Annotated in this window: 22 protein-coding genes, 1 tRNA gene and 1 pseudogene; 9 read left to right on the forward strand and 15 right to left on the reverse strand. The window is 65.7% G+C overall.

The annotated features are described in order from the left end of the window. Genes EON91_RS00315 through EON91_RS00355 form a run of 9 tightly spaced genes read right to left on the reverse strand, consistent with a single transcriptional unit; the run spans position 1 to position 8,360 of the window. Positions 1-1,041 (reverse strand): chemotaxis response regulator protein-glutamate methylesterase, encoded by a 1,041-nt coding sequence (locus tag EON91_RS00315; RefSeq protein WP_292090805.1) that lies wholly within the window; start codon positions 1,039-1,041, stop codon positions 1-3. Then, positions 1,038-1,904 carry a protein-glutamate O-methyltransferase gene (locus EON91_RS00320; RefSeq protein WP_292090806.1) on the reverse strand — a complete coding sequence of 289 codons (867 nt, stop codon included), beginning with the start codon at positions 1,902-1,904 and terminating at the stop codon, positions 1,038-1,040. The genes EON91_RS00315 and EON91_RS00320 overlap by 4 nt, the downstream gene beginning before the upstream one ends. Then, complete coding sequence (locus EON91_RS00325) at positions 1,901-2,362, reverse strand: chemotaxis protein CheW (protein ID WP_292090807.1); 462 nt, start codon at positions 2,360-2,362, stop codon at positions 1,901-1,903. The genes EON91_RS00320 and EON91_RS00325 overlap by 4 nt, the downstream gene beginning before the upstream one ends. A gap of 2 nt (positions 2,363-2,364) precedes the next feature. Then, a complete protein-coding gene (locus tag EON91_RS00330) occupies positions 2,365-4,530 on the reverse strand; it encodes a chemotaxis protein CheA (protein ID WP_292090808.1) in 2,166 nt (721 codons plus the stop codon). A 1-nt stretch (position 4,531) separates the two neighbouring features. Beyond that, complete coding sequence (locus tag EON91_RS00335) at positions 4,532-4,897, reverse strand: response regulator (RefSeq protein ID WP_292090810.1); 366 nt, start codon at positions 4,895-4,897, stop codon at positions 4,532-4,534. Beyond that, a complete protein-coding gene (locus EON91_RS00340) occupies positions 4,894-5,172 on the reverse strand; it encodes an STAS domain-containing protein (protein ID WP_292090811.1) in 279 nt (92 codons plus the stop codon). Before EON91_RS00340 ends, EON91_RS00335 begins: the two co-directional genes overlap by 4 nt. Then, positions 5,172-7,091: a methyl-accepting chemotaxis protein gene (locus EON91_RS00345; protein ID WP_292090812.1), complete on the reverse strand. Its 1,920-nt coding sequence runs from the start codon at positions 7,089-7,091 to the stop codon at positions 5,172-5,174. Before EON91_RS00345 ends, EON91_RS00340 begins: the two co-directional genes overlap by 1 nt. 23 nt (positions 7,092-7,114) lie before the next feature. After that, positions 7,115-7,831 carry a TorF family putative porin gene (locus tag EON91_RS00350; protein ID WP_292090813.1) on the reverse strand — a complete coding sequence of 239 codons (717 nt, stop codon included), beginning with the start codon at positions 7,829-7,831 and terminating at the stop codon, positions 7,115-7,117. A 46-nt stretch (positions 7,832-7,877) separates the two neighbouring features. Beyond that, positions 7,878-8,360: a response regulator gene (locus EON91_RS00355; protein ID WP_292090815.1), complete on the reverse strand. Its 483-nt coding sequence runs from the start codon at positions 8,358-8,360 to the stop codon at positions 7,878-7,880. A 174-nt stretch (positions 8,361-8,534) separates the two neighbouring features. Here EON91_RS00355 and EON91_RS00360 point away from each other — a divergent pair, with 174 nt between their 5' ends. The 8 genes from EON91_RS00360 to EON91_RS00395 all read left to right on the forward strand — a co-directional run bounded on the left by EON91_RS00360 (position 8,535) and on the right by EON91_RS00395 (position 16,928). Further along, positions 8,535-9,986, forward strand: a complete 1,452-nt coding sequence (locus tag EON91_RS00360; protein WP_292090817.1) for an ATP-binding protein — start codon at positions 8,535-8,537, stop codon at positions 9,984-9,986. Further along, complete coding sequence (locus tag EON91_RS00365) at positions 9,987-10,598, forward strand: response regulator (RefSeq protein WP_292090819.1); 612 nt, start codon at positions 9,987-9,989, stop codon at positions 10,596-10,598. Between the two features lie 206 nt (positions 10,599-10,804). Then, the gene (locus EON91_RS00370; RefSeq protein ID WP_292090820.1) at positions 10,805-13,192 is read left to right on the forward strand and encodes a DUF305 domain-containing protein; all 2,388 of its coding nucleotides are present in this window, start codon (positions 10,805-10,807) and stop codon (positions 13,190-13,192) included. Between the two features lie 291 nt (positions 13,193-13,483). Beyond that, positions 13,484-14,458, forward strand: coding sequence for a bile acid:sodium symporter family protein (locus tag EON91_RS00375; RefSeq protein WP_292090822.1), 975 nt, complete (start codon positions 13,484-13,486; stop codon positions 14,456-14,458). Positions 14,459-14,884: 426 nt separating this feature from the next. After that, positions 14,885-15,478 (forward strand): TetR/AcrR family transcriptional regulator, encoded by a 594-nt coding sequence (locus EON91_RS00380; protein ID WP_292090823.1) that lies wholly within the window; start codon positions 14,885-14,887, stop codon positions 15,476-15,478. A gap of 102 nt (positions 15,479-15,580) precedes the next feature. Beyond that, positions 15,581-16,168, forward strand: coding sequence for a DUF4142 domain-containing protein (locus EON91_RS00385; protein ID WP_292090825.1), 588 nt, complete (start codon positions 15,581-15,583; stop codon positions 16,166-16,168). Between the two features lie 3 nt (positions 16,169-16,171). Further along, positions 16,172-16,630, forward strand: a complete 459-nt coding sequence (locus tag EON91_RS00390; protein WP_292090826.1) for a hypothetical protein — start codon at positions 16,172-16,174, stop codon at positions 16,628-16,630. Positions 16,631-16,688: 58 nt separating this feature from the next. Beyond that, positions 16,689-16,928, forward strand: a complete 240-nt coding sequence (locus EON91_RS00395) for a hypothetical protein (protein WP_292090828.1) — start codon at positions 16,689-16,691, stop codon at positions 16,926-16,928. Positions 16,929-17,007: 79 nt separating this feature from the next. On the opposite strand, the gene EON91_RS00400 is transcribed toward EON91_RS00395, so the two are convergent. From EON91_RS00400 to EON91_RS00420, 5 genes and pseudogenes are all read right to left on the reverse strand, one after another. Continuing rightward, a complete protein-coding gene (locus tag EON91_RS00400) occupies positions 17,008-17,661 on the reverse strand; it encodes a hemolysin III family protein (protein WP_292090829.1) in 654 nt (217 codons plus the stop codon). A gap of 602 nt (positions 17,662-18,263) precedes the next feature. Next, positions 18,264-18,686: pseudogene (locus EON91_RS14655) on the reverse strand (nucleotidyltransferase domain-containing protein); the annotation flags it as partial. A 122-nt stretch (positions 18,687-18,808) separates the two neighbouring features. Further along, the gene (locus tag EON91_RS00410; RefSeq protein WP_292090830.1) at positions 18,809-19,402 is read right to left on the reverse strand and encodes a hypothetical protein; all 594 of its coding nucleotides are present in this window, start codon (positions 19,400-19,402) and stop codon (positions 18,809-18,811) included. Further along, positions 19,399-20,565, reverse strand: coding sequence for an RHS repeat-associated core domain-containing protein (locus tag EON91_RS00415; protein WP_292090831.1), 1,167 nt, complete (start codon positions 20,563-20,565; stop codon positions 19,399-19,401). Before EON91_RS00415 ends, EON91_RS00410 begins: the two co-directional genes overlap by 4 nt. A 573-nt stretch (positions 20,566-21,138) precedes the next feature. Then, positions 21,139-22,134 (reverse strand): RHS repeat-associated core domain-containing protein, encoded by a 996-nt coding sequence (locus EON91_RS00420; RefSeq protein WP_292090832.1) that lies wholly within the window; start codon positions 22,132-22,134, stop codon positions 21,139-21,141. Positions 22,135-22,352: 218 nt separating this feature from the next. Here EON91_RS00420 and EON91_RS14660 point away from each other — a divergent pair, with 218 nt between their 5' ends. Next, positions 22,353-23,441 carry a recombinase family protein gene (locus tag EON91_RS14660; protein WP_366250126.1) on the forward strand — a complete coding sequence of 363 codons (1,089 nt, stop codon included), beginning with the start codon at positions 22,353-22,355 and terminating at the stop codon, positions 23,439-23,441. On the opposite strand, the gene EON91_RS00425 is transcribed toward EON91_RS14660, so the two are convergent. Then, positions 23,398-23,474: transfer RNA gene (locus tag EON91_RS00425), tRNA-Met, on the reverse strand. The two genes, EON91_RS14660 and EON91_RS00425, sit on opposite strands and share 44 nt — an antisense overlap. Positions 23,475-23,651: the final 177 nt, after the last annotated feature.

Raw genomic sequence — 23,651 nt, forward strand, 5'->3', positions numbered from 1 at the left:
TCAGGCAGCGGTCTGGGGGGCGCGGGGGGCGTCCGAGCAAAGGTCAAGGATGGCGGCGGGAAGTCGGCTGAGCGGCAGCTGGCGCTCGACGGCGCCGATCTCGAAGGCGGCGCGGGGCATGCCGTAAACGACGCTGGATGATTCATCCTGCCCCAGGGTGCGGGCGCCGGCCTGACGCATCTCCAACAAACCCTGAGCCCCGTCGCGGCCCATGCCGGTCAGGATCACGCCCGTCATGGGGCGACGCAGCCGCGCGACCGAGCGGAACAGCACATCGACCGAGGGGCGGTGGCCGTTGACCGGATCGGCGATCTTCAGGTGGCAGCGCGGCGTGGCGCCGCTGACCTCAAGATGCGCTTCGCCGCCCGGCGCCAGATAGACGGTCCCGCGTTGCAGCACATCGCCGTCGGCGGCCTCACGCACGGTGGCGGCGGAAATCTTGTCCAGGCGCGCCGCGAAGCTGCGGGTGAAGGTCGCCGGCATGTGCTGGGTGATGACCGTCGCCGGGCAGTCCGCCGGGAAGGCGCCCACTATGCCCATCAGGGCCTCGACCCCGCCGGTGGAGGCGCCGATGGCCAGAACATGGTCGCGCGCGGCGCGGTAATCGGTGGCGACATGCGCCGGGCCGGTCGCGGCGCCTGCGCGGACGCGAGAGCGGGCCGCGACCTTCACCCGCGCCGGCAGGTCAGCGAAGGCCTCGGCCGCGGTCATGCCGGCGCCCGGCTTGCCCACCGCATCGACGGCGCCCAGCTCCAGCGCGGCCAGGGTGACCTCGGCGCCCTTCTGGGTCAGGGTCGAGACCATGACCACCGGCATCGGGCGCAGGCGCATGATCTTTTCGAGGAATTCCAGCCCGTTCATATTGGGCATCTCGACGTCCAGGGTGATGACATCGGGGTTCAGCGCCTTGATCGCGGCGCGCGCCTCCAGCGGATCGGCGGCCGAGCCGACGATCTCGATCTCGGGATCGCGCCGCAGGGCGGCCGCGATCAGGCCGCGCATGGTCGGGGAGTCGTCGACGATCAGGACGGAGACGGTCATGCGGCCATCCGGTAGGTCGTCAGGCCATCCGGGATCAGGCGCGATGCGGCCGGGCCGCTGACCCGCTCGGAATGGCCGATGTAAAGGGTCGCGTCCGGCGTCATGACCGGCAGGAAGCGGTTCCAGACCCGTTCCTGGGTCGCGTCATCGAAATAGATCACGACGTTGCGGCAGAAGACGACGTCGAACCGGCCGCGCATGGGCCAGTCGCCGATTAGGTTCAGCTCGCGGAAGCTGACCAGTTTGCGCAGCGCCTCGCCGGCGGCATAGCGGTTGGGGCCGTGTTCAGGCGACTTCTCGAACCAGCGGTGACGTAACAGGGCGGGCGCCGGCGACAGCGTCTCCTCGGAATAGACGCCGGCCCGGCCCTCGGCGACCATGTTGGGGTCGATGTCGGTGGCCAGGATGCGCACGTCCAGATCGGCGGCGCCGGGCAGGACCGACAGCACCGTCATGGCCATGGAGTATGGCTCCTGACCGTTCGAGCAGGCGGCTGACCACAGCCGCACCCGGCCGCCCTTGCGCGCGCGCTCGGCCAGGCCCGGCATCACCACATCGCGCAGGTGATCGAAATGGTGCGGCTCGCGATAGAAGCGGGTGACGTTGGTGGTCAGGGCGGCGGTCATGGCCTGAAGCTCGTCCACCCCCTCAACTCCCTGGATCAGGGCGCAGTAGTCGCGGAAGCTGCGCAGCCCCAGCACACGCAGCCGCTTGGCCAGGCGCGAATAGACCAGCGCCGCCTTGCCCTCGGTCAGGGCGATGCCGGTGTGGCTGTGCAGGATCTGGGCGATGTGGCGGAAATCCTCGGCCGTGAAGACGAACTCGCCTTCGACCAGGGCGCCGCGCCCGGCGGCGCTGGTCATGCCGCCTCGGCCTCGGTGTCCGGAACCAGCCATTCCAGTTCCAGCAGGCTGACCATGCGGCCCTCGATGGCGAAGATGCCCTTCACGAAGGCGCGGACCTGTTCGCTGGCGACCTCGGGCGTGGCCTGAACAGCCTCGTCGGTCAGCTGGATGATGTCCGACACCGCGTCGACCAGCAGGCCGACCGAACGGCCGCCGATGCTGGCGACCATGATGACGTGGCGCGCAGTCGGCTCGGCCGTGGCCAGACCCAGGCGCGCGCCCAGATCGATGATCGGCAGGACGGCGCCGCGCAGGTTGATGACCCCCTTCACGAAGCCCGGGGCGCGCGGCAGCGGCGTGGCGGGCGTCCAGCCGCGGATCTCGCGCACGGACATGATGTCGACGCAGAATTCCTGGTCGCCGATGCGGAAGGCGATCAGTTCGCGCGCGGGGGCGTTGGCGGAGGTGTCGGACATGATCAACTCGCGAGTTTGAAATCAGGCCGCGCCGACTTGCGGCGGGCGTTGGCGATGATGCCGTCGACGTCGAGGATCAGGGCCACCCGGCCGTCGCCCAGGATGGTGGCGGCGGCGACGCCCTCGACATGGCGGTAGTTGGTCTCGAGGCTCTTGATGACGACCTGGCGCTGGCCCTGGATGGCGTCGACCAGCAGGGCCGCGCGGGCGCCGCTCTCGGTCTCGACGACCATGGCCACCCCGGTTCCGGGCGTCAGCGGCGCGTCGCGGAAGCCCATGGCCACGCCGATGTCGATCAGCGGCACGAACTGTTCGCGGAAACGGATCACCGGGTCGTGGCCGCCGACGTGGTGCACGTCCTCGGGACGCGGCGTCAGGCTCTCGACGATGGCGGTCAGCGGCGCCACCAGCGTCTGGTCGGCGGCGGTCACCACCATGCCGTCCAGCACCGCCAGGGTCAGCGGCAGGCTGAGGGTGAAGATCGACCCCTTGCCCGGCGTCGAACTGATGGAGATGCGGCCACCCAGCGACTGGATCGAGCGGCGCACCACGTCCATGCCCACGCCCCGGCCCGAGATGTCGGACACGGCGTCGGCGGTCGAGAAGCCGGGCAGGAAGATCAGGTTGTCGATCTCGTCATCGGTCAACACGGCGTCGGCGGCGATCAGGCCGCGCTCTTCGGCGATACCGCGCACGCGGGGACGGTTGATGCCGCGTCCGTCGTCGCTGATCTCGATCACGATCCGGCCCGAGCGATGCAGGGCGACCATGCGCACCGTTCCCTCGGCCGGCTTGCCGGCGGACAGCCTGTCGTCGGGCGTCTCAAGCCCGTGGTCGATGGCGTTGCGGATCATGTGGGTGATGGGTTCCGCCAAGCGCTCGACCACGGTCTTGTCGACCTCGGTCGCCTCGCCTTCGGTGACCAGGCGGACCTTCTTGCCGGTCATATCGGCGACCTCGCGCACCAGACGCGGCATGCGCTGGAACACGGACTTCACCGGCTGGGCGCGGATGGCCATGACGCTGTCTTGAATCTCGCGCGTCAGCAGCTCCAGATCCTCCAGCCCCGCCGTCACGCCGGACGAGCGGATCAGGCCGCTTTCGCTGACGCGCTGAGCCAGCATGGCCTGCTGGATGACCAGTTCGCCGACGACATTGATCAGGCGATCCACCCGCTCCAGATCGACACGGATGGTGACCGGGGCGGGCGTCGCCGGTGCGGCCGGTTGCGCGGCGACGGGCGCCGCAGCGGCGGGCTCTGGCATGGCCGAAACCGGCGCGGGCGCCGGCTCGGGCGCGACCGCCTCGGCGCCGGCGCGGGCCAGCAGTGCGGCGATGTCCAGATCGGGTTCGACCGCAGCGGCGTCGTCCAGGGCCGCAGCATCCTGCGCCGGTTGGACCGACAGGTCACAGTCCGCCTCGACGAAATCAAAGACCTCGCGCACCGCCGCCTCGCCCGCTCCGGTCTCGACCTCGATCGTCCACGACAGGCAGGAGACTTCGGGATCCAGTTCGGCCAGGTCCGGCAGGGCGGACCGGTCCAGCGAGACCGTGACCGGGCCCAGGCGCGACAGCTCGCGCAACAGCAGGCCCGTCTCATTGGCCTTGGCGTACATCTGCGAATGGGGATGGAAGACGACGCGCCAGCGACCGGCCTCGACCACCACCGGAGCGGGCTCGAACGCGCCCATGTCAAAGACGACGGGCTGGAAACCGAACTCGTCGGCCTCGGGCTCGGGCGCCTGGACCACCGGCGCCGCGACGGGCATGTCGCCGTGGGTCAGGGCCTCAAGCTCGGCCACCAGACCGGCGGAGCGGGCGGGATCGACGGGAGCCCCCTGCCCGCGCGCGGCGGCGACATGGTCGGCCAGCACGTCGGCGGCGCGCAGCAGGGTCTTCACCGTCACGTCGTCGCACGGCTTTCTACCCGAGCGGATTTCGTCCAGCAGCGTCTCGAAGACGTGGGCGAAGCGCACCAGATCATCCAGACCGAACGCGCCGGCCCCGCCCTTGACCGAATGGACGGCGCGGAAGACGGCGTTGACCGTCTCGTCATCGGCCGCGCCGGTCTCGATGGCCAGCAGGCCGCTTTCGAGATCGCCCAGCAGTTCTTCGCATTCCTGGAAGAAGACGCCCTTGATGGCTTCGAACGGGTCGGCGGCGGTCATGTCAGGCGGCCACCCGCCGCACGGCGTCGACCAGCTTGGCCGGGTCGAACGGCTTGACGATCCAGCCCGTGGCGCCGGCGTCGCGGGCGCGCTGCTTCTTGGCGGCGTCGCTCTCGGTCGTCAGGACCAGGACCGGCGTGGCGCGGTAGCGGGGGTCGGCGCGGACGCCCTCGATGAAGCCGAAGCCGTCCATGCGGGGCATGTTGATGTCGGTGATGACGACATCCGCGCCCTCGGCGCTCAGCGTCTCCAGCCCGTCGATACCATCCACCGCCTGGATGACGCGGTAGCCCGCCTCGACCAGGGCCAGTTGCAGCATGTCGCGCATGGTGCGGGAATCGTCGACGGTCAGAACAGTTTTGGTCACGCGCGCTCTCCTGATTCAAACGCCGCTGTCGGCGCGCCGAACCGGTTCCATTGATCGACCAGAGCCTCAGAGACCGGGGCCAGCGTCAGCGCCACCCCGTCCTTCGCCCAGGTCTGGCGGGCCGAGAGCAGGACCTGCAGACATAGTCCGCCCAGGCGCTCCACGGCCGAGCCGTCGATGGCCGTCGCCTGCCCCCGGAGGGCCAGCAGTTCGGCCCGCAGCGGGGCCGCCTGCTGGATGTCGAGCACCGCCGGCAGGGTGACGACGGCCGTCATCAGAACTCCTCCCAGCCGTCTTCGGCGGGCGACTGTTCCGACTTCAGCGCCGCGCCGCCGCGACCGACGGTCTTGAGCGAGGTCACCGGGCGCAGCGCAGCGCGGCCGGCCGGGCGCGGTGCGGCGGCGGCCGTCACGACGCCGGTCTGGAAGCGCGCCACCGACGAGGCCAGGGTCTCGGCCTCTTGCGACAGCGAGTGGCTGGCGGCGGTCGATTCCTCAACCATGGCGGCGTTCTGTTGGGTCACCTGGTCCATCTGGTTGACGGCGGTGTTGACCTGCTGAAGGCCGGTCGCCTGCTCCTGGGCGGAGGCGGCGATTTCGGACACCAGCCCGTCGATCTCGGCGACCCGGCCGACGATGCGTTGCAGCGCCTCGCCCGTCTGGCCCACCAGGCTGACGCCGCTGTTGACCTGATTGCTGGAGGCCGAGATCAGAACCTTGATCTCCTTGGCCGCTTCGGCCGAGCGCTGGGCCAGGGCCCGCACTTCCGATGCGACGACCGCGAAGCCACGGCCGGCGTCGCCGGCACGGGCCGCCTCGACGCCCGCGTTCAGGGCCAGCAGATTGGTCTGGAAGGCGATTTCGTCGATCACGCCGATGATCTGGCTGATCTCCCGGGCGGAGGTTTCGATGGCGTCCATGGCGCTGACGGCGTCGCGAACCACCACGCCGCTGGTCTCGGCGTCATCCTTGGCTGCACGAACCGTGGCCGAGGCCTGACGTGCGCCGGAGGCGGTCCGGTTCACCGTGGCGGTGATCTGGTCCAGGGCGGCGGCGGTCTCTTCCAGACTGGCGGCCTGCTGCTCGGTGCGGCGCGACAGGTCGTCGGCGGCCTGGCTGATCTCGCCAGCGCCCGAGCGGATGGCCGAGACGTTGGCGACCACCACCGACACCGCCTGCTCCAGCTGGGCGATGGCGCTGTTGAAGTCAGATTTCAGCTGTTCGGCGCGCGGGGCGACCGTGACCGTCATGCGGTGCGTCAGGTCACCCTCGGCCATGGCGGTCAGCCCTTGACCCAGGGCGGTCATGGCGACGCGGTCCTCTTCGGCGACGCGGGCCTTATCGGCCTCGACACGAGCGCGCTCGACTTCGGCCTCGCGGCGGTGCTGTGCGGCCTCGGTCTCGATGCGGACCTTTTCGATCGCGGCGTCGCGGAAGGCGATGATAGCGCCACCCATCTGGCCGAACTCGTCCTTGCGGGTCGCGCAGGGGACGTCGATGGAGGTGTCACCCGCCATCAGCCGCTTCATGTGACCAATCATGCGGAAGACGGGGCCAGTGATAGCCCGCGACACCAGCCAGCCGGCGGCGATCGCCAGCAGCAGGGCGGCGGCCAGCCCGACATACAGCGCCATGCCGGCGGCGCTGGCGGTCGCTTCCTGCTGGGCCCGCGCGCTGTCGAGCGCCTTGGTCTGGATATCCCTGATCGCGGTCAGCGAGTCCTCGACCGCGCCGATGTAGGTGTCAGCCGAACCCTGGCGCCCCACCATGGCCACGGCTTGGGCGCGGGTGGCCGGATTGACGGCCAGGGCTCCGCCTTCCGTGACGACCTTGTCGAACCATTCGTTGGCGGCAGCGTCCGTCTTGTCAGCCAGGGCCCGCACCTCGGCGGAGCCGCCCGAACGCAGCTCCTCGACGCCGGCCTTGAAGTCGGCGCGGTGAGCATTCAGCCGCTCCAGATAGAAGGGATCGCCCGAGACCAGATAGCCACGGAAGCTGTTTTCCTGCCGCGCCAGCTTCAACTCGACGGCGGAAATGACCCGGATGTCTTCGTTGGCGCCGCTGCGGACCTTACCGGCGGCGTTCAGCGCGTTCAGGTTCCAGATGATAACGGCGCCCATGGCCACGATGGCCAGGAGTACGGCGGCGAAGGCGACGGCCAGCTTTCGGCTGATCGGCAGATTGGAGAAGGACACGACGTTGCTCCTGCGATGAGCGATCAGAAGGAAAGGGACAGGGCGCCGACCAGGCGGCCCTCGTAGGATTCACCGAAGCTGTGGCCGTCGGTGTCGAACCAGCGCACATCCACGGCGACGCGGTCGGTCAGCTTGCGCTTCACCCCGACGTTCCAGGCGACGTATTCGGCGCCGCCGTCAGCGCTGCGATCGGCGACGGCGGCTGTAGCCCTGGTCCGGGTATCCAGCGACACACCGGCCTGCGCCTCGATCCACCAGGCCTCGCGCGTGGCGGCGAAACCATCGGGCGTATAGTTGATCCGCAGGCGGGTGCTGACCGCGCCGACCTTGCGGGCGATGTCGGCCTGATATTCCATGTAGTTGGCGTCGACGCCGGCGCGCGTGCCGGGCAGGTCGCGATTGATGATCGACAGATCCAGATCAAAACCCGCCACGTCCGGGCGATAGCCGATGGCGCTGACGATCTCGGAGTCGGAACCCTGGGACAATTTCGCGGTCGAGGCGAAGACACTGGCGTAGACGGCGCCGCGGCTGACCTCGACCGAGCCGAAGACGCTGGGGTCCCCGGCGCTCTTGCCCAGGCCCTTGCCCACATATTGGCTGGCGACGCCGACCTGGCCCTCGACCGCGATCTCGCCGGCGGACGCCGTGACGGGCAGGAACAGGGCCGTCGCGATACCGACGGCGAGGCCCGCGCAAATCACGGGCGAGTAACAGGAGACACGCATTCTGCGGTTCATTTCATTCTCTCACGATGAGACCTGAAATGGCGACCGAACCCCGATATTATCCATGAATCCGGCGGTAGGTAGGAATACGTAGGCGGGCCTGCATCGCCCGACCGAAGCTTTGCCAACCTGCGGCGGGCGCCGGCCTTGATGCGGCCCGAACGCGGCCCACGGCGGCGATGGCGACCATCAACGTCGGCAGACTGATGGGCTTCGGGAACCAGCCATTGGCCCCTGCCCCTTCCATCCGTTCGCGCAATGCGGCGTCGGTTTCGCCGGACACGACGAAGATGGGCAGATCGTCAAATCCCGGATCATCGCGCACCGTGCGCACCAGGTCCCAGCCGGTCAGCTTCGGCATTTGATAATCGGTCAGGATCAGATCGATGCGCGAGGTCGAGGGATCGCCCAGGATCGACAGCGCGTCGAAAGCGGATCCGGCTGTCAGGGTACGATGTCCCGCCGCCGCCAGAGCGATGTCCAGCAACGCCCGCACCGGCGCGGAATCGTCGACGATCAGAATGGTCAGGGGATGGTCCACGGCGCCTCACTCTCGAGGCTCAATTTCGTCGCCGAACGCGAACAGGCGGTAATCGCCGGACTACGCACTACCCCCTAGGGGCCGCTACCTATACGCTGACGCAAACAGTCAACGATTCCCGGAGCGGGCGCAGAAACCGTAACCGGTGGGCAGGAAGCCTTCGGAAGAGTTCATATGCTGAGCGCGCGAAACTTCCCGTTCGGGAGGGCGGTCCGTCCGTTGTGGCTCGACTATGGGATCGCGCTGGGCGCGTTTGGCGTCTCCCTTCTGGCGCGTATTCTGCTGGAAGGGCTGGGCGACTTCTACTATCTGCCGATGGTGCCGGCGGTCATGTTGACCGCCATCGTCACCGGGCGGCGCGGCCCCACCCTGCTGACGGTCATGCTGGCCATCATCGCCAACGTGCTTCAGGTCAGCCGCGTCGATGTGATCGACACGACGGCGAACGCCCTGCTCTTCTTCGTCGTGTGCTGGATGGTGGCGGGGATGTGCTGGCGCCTGCGCGACGCCCGGCAAAGGGCCGGCGACCTGTCCCGTCGCCTGGCGCGGCGCAACCAGATGCTGGACGGCATTCTGGACTCGGCGCCCGTCGTGACCATCGATCGTCTGGGCCGCATCCGTTTTCTGACCCGTCCGGCTCGCGCCATCCTGGGGGTGGCCGAGGGCGCCGCCGTCGGCGATCCCCTGGCCGCCTATGTTGAGGGGTTTGTCGTGCCCAGGACAGGCGATCCCGGGGCAGGCGATCCCGGGGACCATGAGACGATCTGGACCGGACGACGCGGCGACCGCCCCTATCCCCTGCGTATCCAGACCGGACTGATGCCTGACGATCTGGACGGCCATCACGCGACCCTGTTCCTGACCGATCTGACCCAGGCGCAGGCGGCGGACGATCGCGCGCGCGAACTGCACACCCAGCTCAATCGCGTGTGGCGTCTGAACTCACTTGGCGAGATGGCCGCCTCTCTGGCCCATGAACTGAACCAGCCGCTCAGCGCCGCAGCCAACTATCTGCACGCCAGCCAGACCGAGGTCGAGAAAGCCGGTCTGGCGGGCCAGAGCGCCGGACGGACCATGGGGCTGGCCAAGGCGCAGCTTCTGCGGGCCGGCGCGATCATCCGCCGGATGCGCGAACTGCTGGCTCACGAAAGCCGCAGCATGGGGGTCGAGCGGGTCGCCGCCATGGTCGCCGACATGCAGGGCATGCTGGGCATGATCGAACGCAACGCCGGGGTCGTCATCGAATACCGGATCGACGACCGCGAAGACATCGTCCGGGCCGAACGGATCCAGTTCCAGCAGGCCATGGTCAATCTGATCCGCAATGCAGTCGAGGCGCTGGACGGGCGCGACGACCGGCGGGTTCGCGTCACGGGGGCGGCCGTCGGCTCCGACCTGTACCAGCTGACGGTCGAGGACAGCGGCAGCGGCATCGAGACAGGCAAGCTGGACACCATCTTCCGCCCGCTGATGACCACGAAAAGCGCCGGCATGGGACTGGGCCTGTCGGTGACCCGCACCATCGTCGAGAGCCACGGCGGAACCCTGGCGGTCGGCCGGAGCGAGATGGGGGGCGCCGCCTTCTCGTTCACCCTGGCGCGTGAACACGAACTGGAGGAGGCCTGAATGGATCGGTCGGTCTTTGTTATCGATGACGATGAGGCTGTGCGGAACTCCCTGCTGACCCTGCTGCGAAGTCAGGGGATCACGGCGCGGGGTTTCATCAGCGGCGCCGACTTCTTTCGTCGCCTGCCCCAGGGCGACGTCGCCTGTGTCATCACCGATATCCGCATGCCCGACATGGACGGCGCCGAAGTGGTCCGGCGACTGGCCGAACGCGAGGGAACGCCCTGGCCCGTCATCGTCATCACGGGCCACGCCGACGTCCCGATGGCAGTCAGCATGATGAGGGCAGGCGTCGTCGATTTCATCGAAAAGCCCTTCGACCCCACGCGACTGCTGGAATCCGTCCAGGGCTGCATGGCGCTGTTGATCGACCGCCGCAGCAGAGAGGAAGCCCGGACCGAGGCGTTGACCCACCTGGCTGAACTGACCCCGCGCGAACGTCAGGTGTTCGACGGGTTGGTGCAGGGCCTGTCCAACAAGGAAATCGCCCTGCAACTGGAGCTCAGCCCGCGCACGGTCGAGATTTTCCGCGCCAAGGTCATGGCCAAGATGCACGCCGACAGCCTGGCCGCCCTGGTGCGCACAGGCCTGACCGCAGGGCTGTCCGACTGATGAACAGACGGCCAGGCACAGACTGACGTTGCGCCGGTTAACGCTGCTGCGGGACCAACATGGCTTCCCACGCGGGATCGCCGTGATAGGCTCGATGAAAATCACGGCAAATGGGGAATACGCTGGTGTCTGTTAAAATTGGATCGTCTGTACGGCTCCTGCTGAGCTGCTCGTTCATAAGCCTGATGGCGTCGGCGGGCGGCGCGATGGCGCAGACCGCCCCGATCGTGCAGCCTGGCGCGCCCGGTCAGGCGGCGCGGACGCTTAGCGCCGATGAGGCGATCCGGATCGCCGACAACCGCTTTTCCACGGACGATGTGCGGTTCATGCAAGACATGATCGTGCACCACCACCAGGCCGTGCAAATGGCCGCCCTGGTGAAGGGTCGGACCAACCGGCAGTCGCTGATCGACATCGCGGGCCGTATCGACGCCTCGCAGGCGGATGAGATCAACTTCATGCGGGCCTGGCTGACCGAACGCGGTCAGACCGCGCCCAATCCGGCCGATCCTCACGCGGCGCACGGCGCCGGACAGCATCAGGGCCATGGCGCGGCTCACACCATGGCGGGCATGGCCACGCCGGAGCAGATGGCGGCTCTCACCGCGGCCAGCGGCCCCGCGTTCGACCAACAGTTCCTGACGCTGATGATCGCGCACCATGAAGGCGCCGTGGAGATGGTCCGCAAACTGCTGGCCCAACCGGGTTCGGGCTATGATCCAGTCCTGTATAAATTCGCCAACGACGTGACCAACGAACAGCAGGCGGAAATCCGCCGCCTGGCGACCCAGCTGCGCGAGCTGTCGGCCGATCCCCGCTCAACCCTCAAGGCGGGTTTCCGGGACGCCGGAGAGGCGATCAGCAACCTGAACCTCGTCGCCTCGCTGCCCAAGCCGACGGGCTTCTATGATCCCGAGAACCCGGCCGGTCTGCCGCCGCCCGTTCCCACCGCAGCCCAGTCGGCTGCGGCGCAGGCCAATGGCGGGCGTTCCGAAGAGATCGACGGCCAGTTCGGCACCCGGTCGCCCTTCCTCAGCTTCGCCAACACCGACATGGCGTTCGCCGGCGACATGCTGGCCGTCGGCAACTATCACGGCTTCAACCTGTATCGCCTCGGCGGCGACGCACCCCAGCTGATCAGTTCGGTCGTCTGCCCGGGGGGACAGGGTGACGTCTCGATCATCGGCGACCTGCTGATCATGTCGGTCGAGCAGACCAGCGCCCGCGTCGATTGCGGTCGCCAGGGCGTCAGCGCCGACGCCAGCCCAGAGCGTTTCCGTGGCGTGCGCATCTTCAATATCAGCAACCCTGCCCAGCCGGTACAGGTCGGCCAGGTGCAAACCTGCCGCGGCTCGCATACCCACTCGATCGTCTCGGGTGACGGGCGCAACGGCTCGGTTATCGTCTACAACTCGGGCACCGCCTCGATCCGTGACGAGAAAGAACTGGCCGGCTGCATCGGCGAGGTTCCCGGCGACGACCGCACCGCCCTGTTCCGCATCGATGTGATCGAGATTCCGGTCGCCGATCCGTCCAGAGCCCGGATCATCGATAGCCCGACCGTCTTTGCGGACGATGAAACCGGCCAGATCGCCGGCCTGTGGCGCGGCGGCGATCACGGCGACAACACCCAGGACACCAGCCGCACCGACCATTGCCACGACATCACTGTCTTCCCGTCCGGCAATCTGGCGGCCGGGGCGTGCTCCGGCAACGGCGTGATCTTCGACATCACCGACCCGCGCAAGCCCAAGCGGATCGACGCCGTGACCGACACTGGCTTCGCCTACTGGCACTCGGCCACCTTCAACAATGACGGGACCAAGGTCCTGTTCACGGATGAATGGGGCGGGGGCGCACGCCCGCGGTGCCGGGCCCAGGATCCGCAAAACTGGGGCGCCAACGCCTTCTACGACATCGTGAACGGCAAGCTGGAATTCCGCAGCCACTACAAGCTGCCGGCCGCCCAGAACGATCAGGAGAACTGCGTCGCCCACAATGGTTCGATCATCCCCGTTCCCGGGCGCGATATCTTCGTCCAGTCCTGGTACCAGGGCGGCATCTCGGTGATTGATTTCACCGACTCGGCCAAGCCGGTCGAGATCGCTTATTTCGACCGCGGCGCGCTTGATCCCAAGCATCTGGTGCTGGGCGGCTACTGGTCGAGCTACTGGTACAATGGCCGTATCTACGCCACCGAGATCGCGCGTGGACTGGACATCCTGTCCCTGCAGCCCAGCGACTACCTGACCCAGAACGAGATCGCCGCCGCCGGTCTTGCCGACCAGGGGGCTCGCTTCAATCCGCAGCAACAGGTTCCCGTGACCTGGCCGGCCCATCCGTTGGTGGCGCGCGCCTATGTCGATCAACTGCAGCGCGGGCAGGCCCTGCCCGCCTCGGCGGTCACCGATCTGACCGGCGCCCTGGACCAGGCCGCCGCGCGCATCGAGAGCGGCGCCAAGGACCCGCAACTGGCGACCAGCCTGGACGGTATGGCCCGGGGCCTCGCCGCCACCGGCGATGACGCGGCGACCGCCCGACGCAAGACCGCTCTGCGCGAGACCCTGACAGGCATCGCCGCGAAACTACGCTAAAAACGACCCCGCGGCGGCGCAGCCTTCATCGGCGCGCCGCTGCGGACGCCCGTTCAGGGACAACCCCCAAATCGCCAATTCCTTCGCCAAGAACCTTCAGGTCAGGCATCCGCGCGCTGGACGACGGGATGGCGCGCACCGAGTGCTTGATCCGCAGTCCGAACCTTTGATCAGGCATGTCCTGACGCGTAAGTCTCGAAGCAGACTCCCGACCGACCTGTCCAGCCGCGCCTGACGCCGGGTGGCGCGCCACCATCGGCCTCTATGCCGCAGGCGACGCGGCGGGGTTCGGTGGCTGGCGGATTACAGGGTTACAATGCGCTGGAGGACGCCTTCCTGGGCGGGTCTGACAACAACACGGGGAGCGCCATGGATTCGTCATTGGTCATGATCGGTCTGCCGACCGCGCTGGGCATCATCATGTTCGGCCTGGGGCTGGACCTGACGCCGTCAGATTTCGTGCGCGTGGGGCGCCAGCCCAAGGCGGCGGGCGTCGCCCTGGCCTGCCAGTTGCTGCTGCTTCCCGTCGTCTGTTTCGGCCTTGTGCTGCTGTTCCGCCTGCCGCCGCTTCTGGCGGTGGGGATGATGCTGCTGGCCGCCTCGCCAGGCGGCACCACGGCCAACCTATACAGTCATCTGTTCCGGGGCGACGTGGCCTTGAACATCAGTCTGACCGCTATCAACTCCGTCATCGCCGTGATCACCCTGCCGATCATCGTCAACCTGTCGGTGGCGTATTTCCAGCCGGGCGACATGCAGGTCGGCCTGCAACTGACCAAGACCATTGAGGTGTTTATGATCGTGCTGGTCCCGGTCGCCTTGGGCATGCTGGTACGTGGCCTGAAGCCCGGGTTCGCCAAGGCCATGGACAAGCCGGTGCGGATCGCCTCCATCCTGATCCTGACGCTCGTGATCCTCGGCGCCGCGGTCTCCAGCTTCGATGTGCTGATGGATAATGTTCAGGCGCTGGCCGGGATCACGGTCCTGTTCTGCATCCTCAGCCTCGGCCTCGGCTTCATCGTGCCGCGCTTGCTGCGGATCGAGCGCAAACAGGCCATCGCCAGCTCTTTCGAGGTCGGGCTGCACAACGCCACCCTGGCCATAGTCATCGCCCAGTCGGTGCTGAACAGCCCCGAAATGACCCTGCCCGGCGCCGTTTATGGGGTGTTGATGTTCCCCATCGCGGCCGCCTTCGGTTTCCTGACCACCCAGCGCAGCGACTCAACCGCTGACGCCTTAGCCACCAGACGGCTCGATCAAGATTGAGACGATCGTCGCCTGCACGCGGAAATCAGCCCTCCGTCTGATCCTGCCAGAGCAGCCCGCCGCACAGAGGTAGCGCGCCCCCGTCCAGTGTCTGGGCTCGACCGCCGCTCAAGCCTGAAACCGGCCTCGGGTGTCTTCAACAGCAGATTATAGCCCCAGTCCGCGGACCGATCGCCTAGCGTTCACGATCTCACACACCTGATAGGCGTTGTCCTTGTCGGCGGCGGGCCGCCCTGGGGCGCGCATCGTGCGGACGGATTACATCCTGCGCGAGGTCATGCCGAACGGCGTGCCTAGTGGACGGTCCGGTCCGGACGAACAGATCAATGACCGAAGCCGCTTGTGCTTGCGGTTCTCGTCGCAGCTTAGTAAACAAGCCTATCTACACAAATGTCATTTAGTTCGATGTCAACTGATGAAACAATCGTGCCGCGCCGTCGTCGCCGGTCCCCTGACGAAGCCCGGCGCGAGGCCATCATCACCGCGCGCGCGCGGCTGATCTCAGGCGGGCCTGACGCCGTGACCCTGTCCGCGGTGGCGAAGGACATCGGCGTCACACACGCCAACCTCATCCACCATTTCGGCTCCGCTGCGGGGTTGCAGTCGGCGCTGATGGGTTCGATGGTGGCTGACCTGAAAGGCGCGCTGGATGACGCCGTAGCACGCCTGCGCACCGATCAGGGCGCGCCATTGGATCTGGTGAACGCCGTCTTCGACGCCTTTTCCCAGGGCGGCGCCGGCTGCCTGGCCGCCTGGATCTCCTTATCCGGCGACCTGTCGCATCTGGAGCCCGTCCGCGCGGCGGTGCAGGATTTGGTCCAGGCGATCTGCGACAAGATGGGCGGCGACGGACAGTCGCGCGAACGCGTTGGTTCCGCCGTCCTGTTCATCGCCCTCAGCGCGTTCGGCGAAGCGCTGATCGGCCCACCGCTACGGGACATGCTGGCCCAACCAGAGGACGCGGGCCGTAAGGTGGTCGCCGGCCTGTTGCCGAGCTTCCTGATCATGCCACCGCCTTAGCAACACAGCGGTTCGACGCTTGGCTTCCTGCTCTTGCCGCAACCTCTGCGCAACTCGGTTCACATTAGCCCGTTGCTTCTCCATCAACCGATGGAGTGAACTATGAACCGCTATAGAATCGCCATGTCCGCTGCCGCAGGGGCTCTGCTTCTGACCGCCTGCAACCAGCAAGAAGCCGGACAAGCCGTCGACAAGGCGCAGGACGCCGTTTCCACCCCGGTGGGCCAGACCTCAGCAGCCACCATGGGCGCCAACATGGTCAGCGCCTATGTGCCGAACGCCGCCATGGGTGACATGTACGAGATCCAGGCCGCGGATATCGCCCTGGAGCGGTCCAAGAACGCCGAGGTTCGCGAACTGGCTCGGATGATCAAGGCCGACCACACGGCGGCCAGCGAAGCCTTCAAGGCAGCCGCGCCCCAAGCGGCCCCGGACGTCCAACTGCCGACACAACTGGATGAGCGTCGCAAGGGCCTGATCGACAATCTGCGCTCAGCGGCCGAGGCCGATTTCGACAAGGCCTATATCGATCAGCAGGTTGCAGCCCATCAAGAGGCCGTCACTCTGCATCGCGGGTTCTCGGACAATACGGACGCGCCGCCCTTGGCGCTGCACGCCCGCACCGTTCTGCCGAAGATCGAGGCGCATCTGGAGAAGGCGCAAGCGCTTCAGTCCTCTCTGACGCGATAGAACGTGCCCCCCAGGCTGAAAGTGTTCCAGTGGTCTGATGGCTTCCACGCCTTCACGGTGGCGGCGAGCTCAAGGCCCAAGGCGCTGGCGGCCTGGGGTGTCTCGCAGGATCTGTTCGCCACGGGCCTGGCCACAGAGATCACACGAGGTCCGGATTTTAAGGCCGCGCTCGAAAGCCCGCAGACGGTCATCGCGCGCGGCCTGTCGGTCGACGTCGGGCGAACCAGGACCAAACCGGTGGCCCGGTCGATGGATCAGGCCAGAAAGGCAATCAAGGCGGCGCAGATGAACCTGGACCAATGGCAGGCCGCTGCGGATCTGGAACAGACAGAAGTCGCCGTTCGCATCGCCGCGTTGGAGGCTGAACAGAAGGTCATGAGCGAACGACACGACGTCGAGCGTGGTCGACGGAAGGCACGGATCGCCACGCTTCGCCTGAAGGCTGAAGCAAAGGGCCTCTGAGCGCGGAACTCTAGGACGCGCCCGTCGCTTCCTGAGAGGAAGTCGAACGGAGAGAGTCATGCGTTTTTTTGATGTGACGGTGGGACGAGACGGTGAGGAGCGAACGGTTCGCGTGCCCTCTCCCACTTCGGTGCAGGCCGGCGACGCCGCCATCGCCCTGATGAAACCCGGCGAAGCCATTCTGTCGATCAACCAGGCCGTGGACGACGGCCTTCATCACGCCGACGGGCCGCCGCCCAAGACTCAAGCCGAGGAACTTGCGCCCGTCACCTCTGGCTCGGCCAGCGTTGATCGCTGATCTGTACTGCCGGTCGGGACGGCCGTCGGCGATGGAGATCAGCGATACGCTCAAATCGTAGAGCGCGCTGCGGCGCGCGTCAGGCGATGACAGCCAACAGAACCGCAACCCAGTGGACGGCCGCCGCCGCCACGACGTGGCCGTGCCAGATGGCGCGACGGAACCGCAACGCCTTGCGCGCGTAGAAGCCGACGCCGACCGAATAGAGCAGCCCTCCAACGGCCAGGAGAATGAGCGGCGCAAGCCCCAGGCTCTCGATCAGGGGCTGGACAGCAACCACCATCAACCAGCCCAGCGCCAGATAGACCGGAATCCAGAACCCGCGCCCCAAACCGGGCAGGAGCAGTTTCGCCATGGCGCCGAACAGCGCCGTCGCCCACACCGCTCCCGTCATCCCCCAAGCCCAGACTCCAGTAAGATGCTGGGTGGTGAAGGGTGTGTAGGAGCCCGCGATCATGATGAAGATACCGGCGTGGTCGAACCGTCGCAGCAGCGGCTGAAACCGTGCTGGCGCGAAATTATAGGCCGTCGACAGGCCCAGCATGATCAGCAGCCCGCCGGCGTAGATGCCTGCCGCGGCCAATCTTCCAATATGGCCAAAGCCGATCGCCAGCCCCAGCAGCATCCCCCCGCCGACCAGCGCGAGCGCCAACCCCACCAAGTGAACGACAAGATCGGCCAAGCGCGCCTTGGGGTCGTCGTAGTGTTTCAGAGAGGGGTCGAGGTCGGTCAAGAGACAAGTCCGGTGTGGTTCACAACCCGGCTACACCGACCGGGACTTTCAGCCAAGGAGCCAGAGATTGTACCGTCTTGCCGGCCCAGCGCAGATGTCAGGGGCCAGAGTCGTCATATATTCCATCGCGCTGTCGTCGATGGGCGGGATCGGCTGGTGCGGCGCTTGCGGATCTGCCGGCGCCTGATCCAGCCGTCGCCGTCAGCGTTTCAGCGGGCCGCAACGCAAAACCCCCCGCGGCTTATGGCTGCGGGGGGTTTTGTGATCTTGGGTGCGGGAGCCCGCATTGGTCGGCGTAGTACAGCTCGAACAGTGGACGTCTCCGCGTGACAACGGTGGCCCGACGTCGAGGAGTTGCTCGCCCAGCGCAGCATCGAGGTCAGCTATGAGACGATCCGCTGCTGGACGAAGAAGTTCGGACCGCAGATCGCCGGCGGCTGAAGGACCGCGCTCCCTACCCTTCCCCGCGCTGGCATCTGGGTGAGGTCGTCTGCGCAATCGGCGGCAGACTGATGTTCCTTTGGCGCGCGGTCGATGATGAAGGCGAGGTTTTGGATCTCGTCATCCAGCGTCAGGGCGTCGTCCACCTCGGCCTGGGTGTGGACGATGAAGTTGACCGGCGTGCGCAGCCGCTCGCCCGACGACAGCTCCGCCAGCAGCCGCTTCTCCGCCGTGCTCCAGAACTCCAGCACGTCGGCGTGCTTCTCGTCCGCCACCACGACCAGCAGATCGTAGTCGCTGAAGTAGCGCCCGACCGCGTCTTCGACCCAGTCGCCCCGGGCGTAGCTGCCGTACAGGATGATGCGGAGGATTTGCCCGTTCTTCAGGTGCTTGGCCCAGCGGGTCGAACGCTCCTCGTCGAAGCCCGCCGTCAGCACCTCCACCACGAACGCCAGTTCGGCGCGCTTACCGGCCGGGAGATGATCGAGGGAGCGGGGCATGCGTCCGGTCTGACGGCGCGACCGTGTCTTGGCAAGCCGCGCCTCTTCCCGGCCTGCGCTGTTGAACTCCCGCCTGATCACCATGCCCGAGTCTCACCGATTGGCGGCTGCCCTGCAAGCGCCCGAGGCGCTGCACCGGGTGAACGACCGCTTGATCGTGCGGCGGGCTTAACGACCGGCCGGCGGGGCACGGTTCATCTTCTTCGTCAGGAGCCATCCGGCAATCGCGGATAAACAGCGATGCCCTCAACAGTGATCGACCGAGGAATATTACACTTCGGCATGTATTCTATAAAACAACTTTCTTCGAGATGGCCGGGGTTGAGCAAAAAAATGATCTCAGTGCCTGTCCAATAGCGAGCGTATTTTCCAGCGTCTGAAAGCCCCGAAACCACGCGCCCATTGGGCCACGCATCCATCACACGGCCAAGGTCTGAACCAACTCCCAACCCGTAAGGATCACGCACCAGAGAAGAGCGGGTCTCAAAGTTGTAAACGTGCGATCTTCCGTTCGACAAGACCCCATCGAACCCAATCTTGACATTGAGTTCATCCGCAACCTTAACAACCAAGAAATTGTAAGGATCGCCTTCTCGCAATCCCTCCCCCGCTTCCACGACTTCAAACGAATCCGAAATAGATGCAAAGGTCTCGTCTATCGGAATCCCAAAGACGTCATCGCTCCCAGGCGTCAATACATAATATAATGGCTCGACGCTTTCCGATTTTTGGGCGCAGGAAGTGATCGAACTCACGGCAATAAAAAATACTGCCAACGTTGCACTGAACATTTGTTTCATCGTCCCGGTCCCGAACGCCTTTGCCAGTTAAAATAGAACTGGGTTCCAGGGCCCACATCACGTAGGTCAACGTGAACGCCTTTGCTGTTTCCGTAATCGTTAACTCTCTCGAATTGGCCGGAGTGGTAGGCTGCCGCAGCAGTTTCGGCTCTACTGTATCCAGTGATGCTGATGTCGGCGGCTTGGTCTGAGTTAGTAGTCAAGTGAGCGCTGTTTGCCGCTCCGCCAACACGGCGATTCTGTTCCGGGGTTCGGATGCCGCTTGTGACGTTGACCGTCGTCCCTTCTTCTTCGCTAAATTCGAGCAATCTGTGCTGCATCTCTGGCGTCACCACAGCAGGCGCTCCGTTCGCGCTCTGATTCTGCGGCAAGAGTCTGATCGAGCCCTGTTCAACAGTGGCCGTTCTCACAGTCCCCCGCTCCTCAGTACGTACTGTTTCGCTTCTGCTCACTGTCACGGAGCCATCAGAATTCGGCGTTCTCGCAATACTGCAGTCCCGATCACCCTCTTTGCAACCTATCATCCCCGTCGGGTCCGTCCGGTTCACCGGATCGTTTGCGACATACGCGTACAGGTTGACCTGATCCTCGTAGCCGATGGGATCGGTCTGCAGGAACCGTCCGAGGGTGGGGGAGTAGATCCTGGCCTTGTAGTGGTACATGCCCAGTTCGGGCAGCCAGGCCTGGCCGGTGTACTGGAAGCGGCCGGTGTTGGCTGAACCGGGGATGCCGTACTCGTCGTAGGTGTTGGTCGCTGTGACCGCGCCCGTGGCGTCGGTGCGGGCGACGATCGAGCCCTGATGGTCGGTGTAGAGGTATTGCGGCGTCGTGACCTCGGCGCCCTCGTACCAGACCAGCGGCGTGTCCGCCCTGTCCCCGTGGACGTAGCGGCGCAGCATGACGCCGGCGGCGTCATACTCGGCCGTCAGCTTGTCGCCGTCGTACAGGTAGGTGGTGGCCGGTACGGTCGTGCTGGAACTGCGGAACAGTCGGCCCAGCGGATCCCAGGTCAGGCTGGCCCCGCCCGGCCCGCTGATCAACCGGTTCTCAACGTCATAGACATAGGTCCCCGCGCCATCCGAGGTCAGGTTGCCGTTGGCGTCATAGGTGAAGGCGGCCGACCCTGCCGTCAGATACTGGTTCAGCCCGTTGGCGGTGCCCATAGCAGACGACCTCGTCGCCGAGATCGAGAGGCTGCTCGGCGTCGTGCCTTTGGCTCGAAAATTGCCGAGCGGCGCGGTTTAATTCAAACGAGCGAGGCTACATGGCAGGCAGGGGATCGTTGTCGAAATGTTCGACGTCGTCCTGAGCCCCCAGGCTGGCTGAAATTAGTTGCTTAGGCGATCGACAGCGGGCCCTAGCGTGACGGGGGACCGAGCTCTAATCTAGTATTGGAGGCACCGTATCCACTGATATAGGCCATCCTAGCAGTTTAGAGCTAACAACGATATAGAACGGACCGGCCGACAATGGGGTCGTAAACTCCTTCACTCCGTCTCGATCCATAATCTGATATGTACTTCCCGATGTCAGACAAATTTCCTCAATAGAGGAAATTTCGTTGTGCGGATCTCTATCGTTGAGTTGCCCGCTCCATATTTCCCGACCATTCAGGGCGATAGCGGCGGTCGAGCGCTGGTAACCAGTAAAGTATACATAAGATTCTTGGCACCCCCCGCCGGGGGTTGCACAGGACGAAACACACAGGCCTAGACCTATAAGAATTATACGCCTGGTCACCATACGTAGCGCCCTTCAATCTGCGAGAATTGGGACTGAGTTACTTGTTGTGTCTGCGAAGGCCCAGCGTGCTGTGATTGGGTCATAAGAGTAGGAGGTTGTCCACTGGGCGTGTGCATAAGGCCAGCGGCATGGCCGAACTCGTGAGCGGACGTACGACGGAATGCGTTTCGCATTGACGCGTCCGTCATGAATCCGCCGATCTCAATAGTGTTGGATCCTTGGTTCCACATGCCGGCGTCGCCAATTCTTCTATTAGTAATGCTAATTCCGTGCTCAACCCCCTCCCGCTTTCCGACACGGATTTGGGCATCCATCTTATACTCTACGGTATTTCCATCTTCATCAGTAAATGATTGATTGAAATTTTCTTCAATTGAGTTAGCCATATCTTCAGCAAGATCGTTCAATGAACGCTTAGTATTTCCCCCTGCATTACTTAACGCGGCGGTAAATACAACGCTAACCACGGTATGCGTTTTCCCGCCCTCACTAGTGGTTACTGTACGAGTGGCCGAGATTTCAGTACCCGTCGGATCTGTCAGATTGACCGGATCGTTCCCCACATACGCATACAGGTTGACCTGATCCTCGTAGCCGATGGGATCGGTCTGCAGGAACCGGCCCAGGGTGGGGGAGTAGATGCGGGCCTTGTAGTGATACATGCCCAGTTCGGGCAGCCAGGCCTGGCCGGTGTACTGGAAGCGGCCGGTGTTGGCCGCGCCGGGGATGCCGTATTCGTCGTAGGTGTTGACGGCGGTGACCGCGCCGTTGGCGTCGGAGCGGGCGATGATCGAGCCCTGGTGGTCGGTGTAGAGGTATTGCGGCGTCGTGACCTCGGCGCCCTCGTACCAGACCAGCGGCGTGTCCGCCCTGTCCCCGTGGACGTAGCGGCGCAGCATGACGCCGGCGGCGTCGTACTCGGCCGTCAGCTTGTCGCCGTCGTACAGATAGGTGGTGGCCGGCGTGGTCGTGCCGGCGCTGCGGAACAACCGGCCCAGCGGATCCCAGGTCAGGCTGGCCCCGCCCGGCCCGCTGACCAGCCGGTTCTCGACACCATAGACATACCCGCCGCGGTCTCCAGGGCGTCGCGCGATCGGGCCGTCACACCGGCGGCCGCGTCTACGGCTACACGATCCGGCGCGAGTTCGACGTGTCTGGTGAACCCATTCGCGGGCTGCGGGACGTTCATCCCGGCGAAGCCGCCATCGTGCAGGAAATTCATCGCCGCTACGCGGCCGGCGCGTCGCCCCGCGCAATCGCCGCCGACCTGAATGCCGGGGGCGTTCCCGGCCCGACCGGCAAGATGTGGAACGCCTCGGCGCTCAACGGCGATGCAGAGCGCGGCAACGGCATCCTGCACAACGAGCTCTATCGCGGCGTCAATGTCTTCGGTCGCCACATCTGGGTGAAGAACCGCAAGACCGGCCGCCGCCAGGCCCGTACCGGCGTCGCCCAGGAGGTCGTGCGTGCCGACGTGCCGGAGTTGCGGATCGTGCCTGAGGAGCTGTGGGGGCGGGTTCGCGCGCTACGCGCAGAACCGGCTCGGCCCCAGCAAGAAATCGTCGCTTGCCTCGGCGCGCCCCCGGCATCTGCTGAGCGGCCAACTGAGTGCGGCGAATGCGGCGGGCCTCTGGTTCGTAGCGGTTCTGACCGGCGGTTCGTCTGTTCGTGGCGACGCGAACGCGGCGACACCGTCTGCAGCAACGGCCGCAGCTTCAAGGGCGCGGAGATTGAGGCCCGCGTGCTGGCGGCTGTGAAGACCCGGCTTCTGGCGCCCGAACGGGTCGCCCTGGCCGTCGAGGAGGCGCGGCTGGCGGCCGAACAGCAGTCGCGCAAGCGGGCGCTGACCGCTGTGAAGCTTGAGACCGAACTGGCCGAGTTGAGGCGCCGGGCGGATCGCCTGGTGGATCAGGTCGCCGAGGGCGTGCTGTCCGGCGCGGCGGTAAAGGAGCGCCTGGATGCGCTGGAGACCCGGCGCGCCGTCATCGAAGCAGAACTAGCCCAGGCGCCGGCGGCGCCGGTCGTGGCGCTGCACCCGCGCATGGCGGAGCATTACCGGGCCGTGGTCGACTCGCTGGAGCGCGCCCTGGCTCGCAGCGACAGCGAGGCCGCCTTGGAGGCGCGGGATCTGGTGCGCAAGTTGATCGAGACCGTGGTGGTCACACCGTTGCCGGAGCGCGGGAAGTTCGCGCTGACCGTACAAGGTAAAATCGCCGCCCTAGTGAACCAGGACGGCGATAATACTACAATATTGGGTGCGGGAGCAGGATTTGAACCTGCGACCTTCAGGTTATGAGCCTGACGAGCTACCGGGCTGCTCCATCCCGCGTCGAAGATGGGAGTTTGGAATGTGAAGGAAGAAGGGTTCGAGAAGAGGGCTCAAGCAACGCGAAGCGCGTTAGCCCAATAGACATTGCAATCCGCCAGGTAGACCCGGCGGCGACCTACTCTCCCGCGCCTTAAGACGAAGTACCATCGGCTCTGGAGGGCTTAACGACCGAGTTCG

The organism is Brevundimonas sp., assembly GCF_004210735.1.
Lineage (GTDB): Bacteria > Pseudomonadota > Alphaproteobacteria > Caulobacterales > Caulobacteraceae > Brevundimonas.

Bases quoted from the DNA above. Each gene is read 5' to 3' on its own strand.
- EON91_RS00315 (WP_292090805.1), bottom strand. From the start codon at position 1,041: ATGACCGTCTCCGTCCTGATCGTCGACGACTCCCCGACCATGCGCGGC.
- EON91_RS00320 (WP_292090806.1), bottom strand. From the start codon at position 1,904: ATGACCAGCGCCGCCGGGCGCGGCGCCCTGGTCGAAGGCGAGTTCGTC.
- EON91_RS00325 (WP_292090807.1), bottom strand. From the start codon at position 2,362: ATGTCCGACACCTCCGCCAACGCCCCCGCGCGCGAACTGATCGCCTTC.
- EON91_RS00330 (WP_292090808.1), bottom strand. From the start codon at position 4,530: ATGACCGCCGCCGACCCGTTCGAAGCCATCAAGGGCGTCTTCTTCCAG.
- EON91_RS00340 (WP_292090811.1), bottom strand. From the start codon at position 5,172: ATGACGGCCGTCGTCACCCTGCCGGCGGTGCTCGACATCCAGCAGGCG.
- EON91_RS00350 (WP_292090813.1), bottom strand. From the start codon at position 7,831: ATGAACCGCAGAATGCGTGTCTCCTGTTACTCGCCCGTGATTTGCGCG.
- EON91_RS00360 (WP_292090817.1), top strand. From the start codon at position 8,535: ATGCTGAGCGCGCGAAACTTCCCGTTCGGGAGGGCGGTCCGTCCGTTG.
- EON91_RS00365 (WP_292090819.1), top strand. From the start codon at position 9,987: ATGGATCGGTCGGTCTTTGTTATCGATGACGATGAGGCTGTGCGGAAC.
- EON91_RS00370 (WP_292090820.1), top strand. From the start codon at position 10,805: ATGGCGCAGACCGCCCCGATCGTGCAGCCTGGCGCGCCCGGTCAGGCG.
- EON91_RS00385 (WP_292090825.1), top strand. From the start codon at position 15,581: ATGAACCGCTATAGAATCGCCATGTCCGCTGCCGCAGGGGCTCTGCTT.
- EON91_RS00395 (WP_292090828.1), top strand. From the start codon at position 16,689: ATGCGTTTTTTTGATGTGACGGTGGGACGAGACGGTGAGGAGCGAACG.
- EON91_RS00410 (WP_292090830.1), bottom strand. From the start codon at position 19,402: ATGAAACAAATGTTCAGTGCAACGTTGGCAGTATTTTTTATTGCCGTG.
- EON91_RS00415 (WP_292090831.1), bottom strand. From the start codon at position 20,565: ATGGGCACCGCCAACGGGCTGAACCAGTATCTGACGGCAGGGTCGGCC.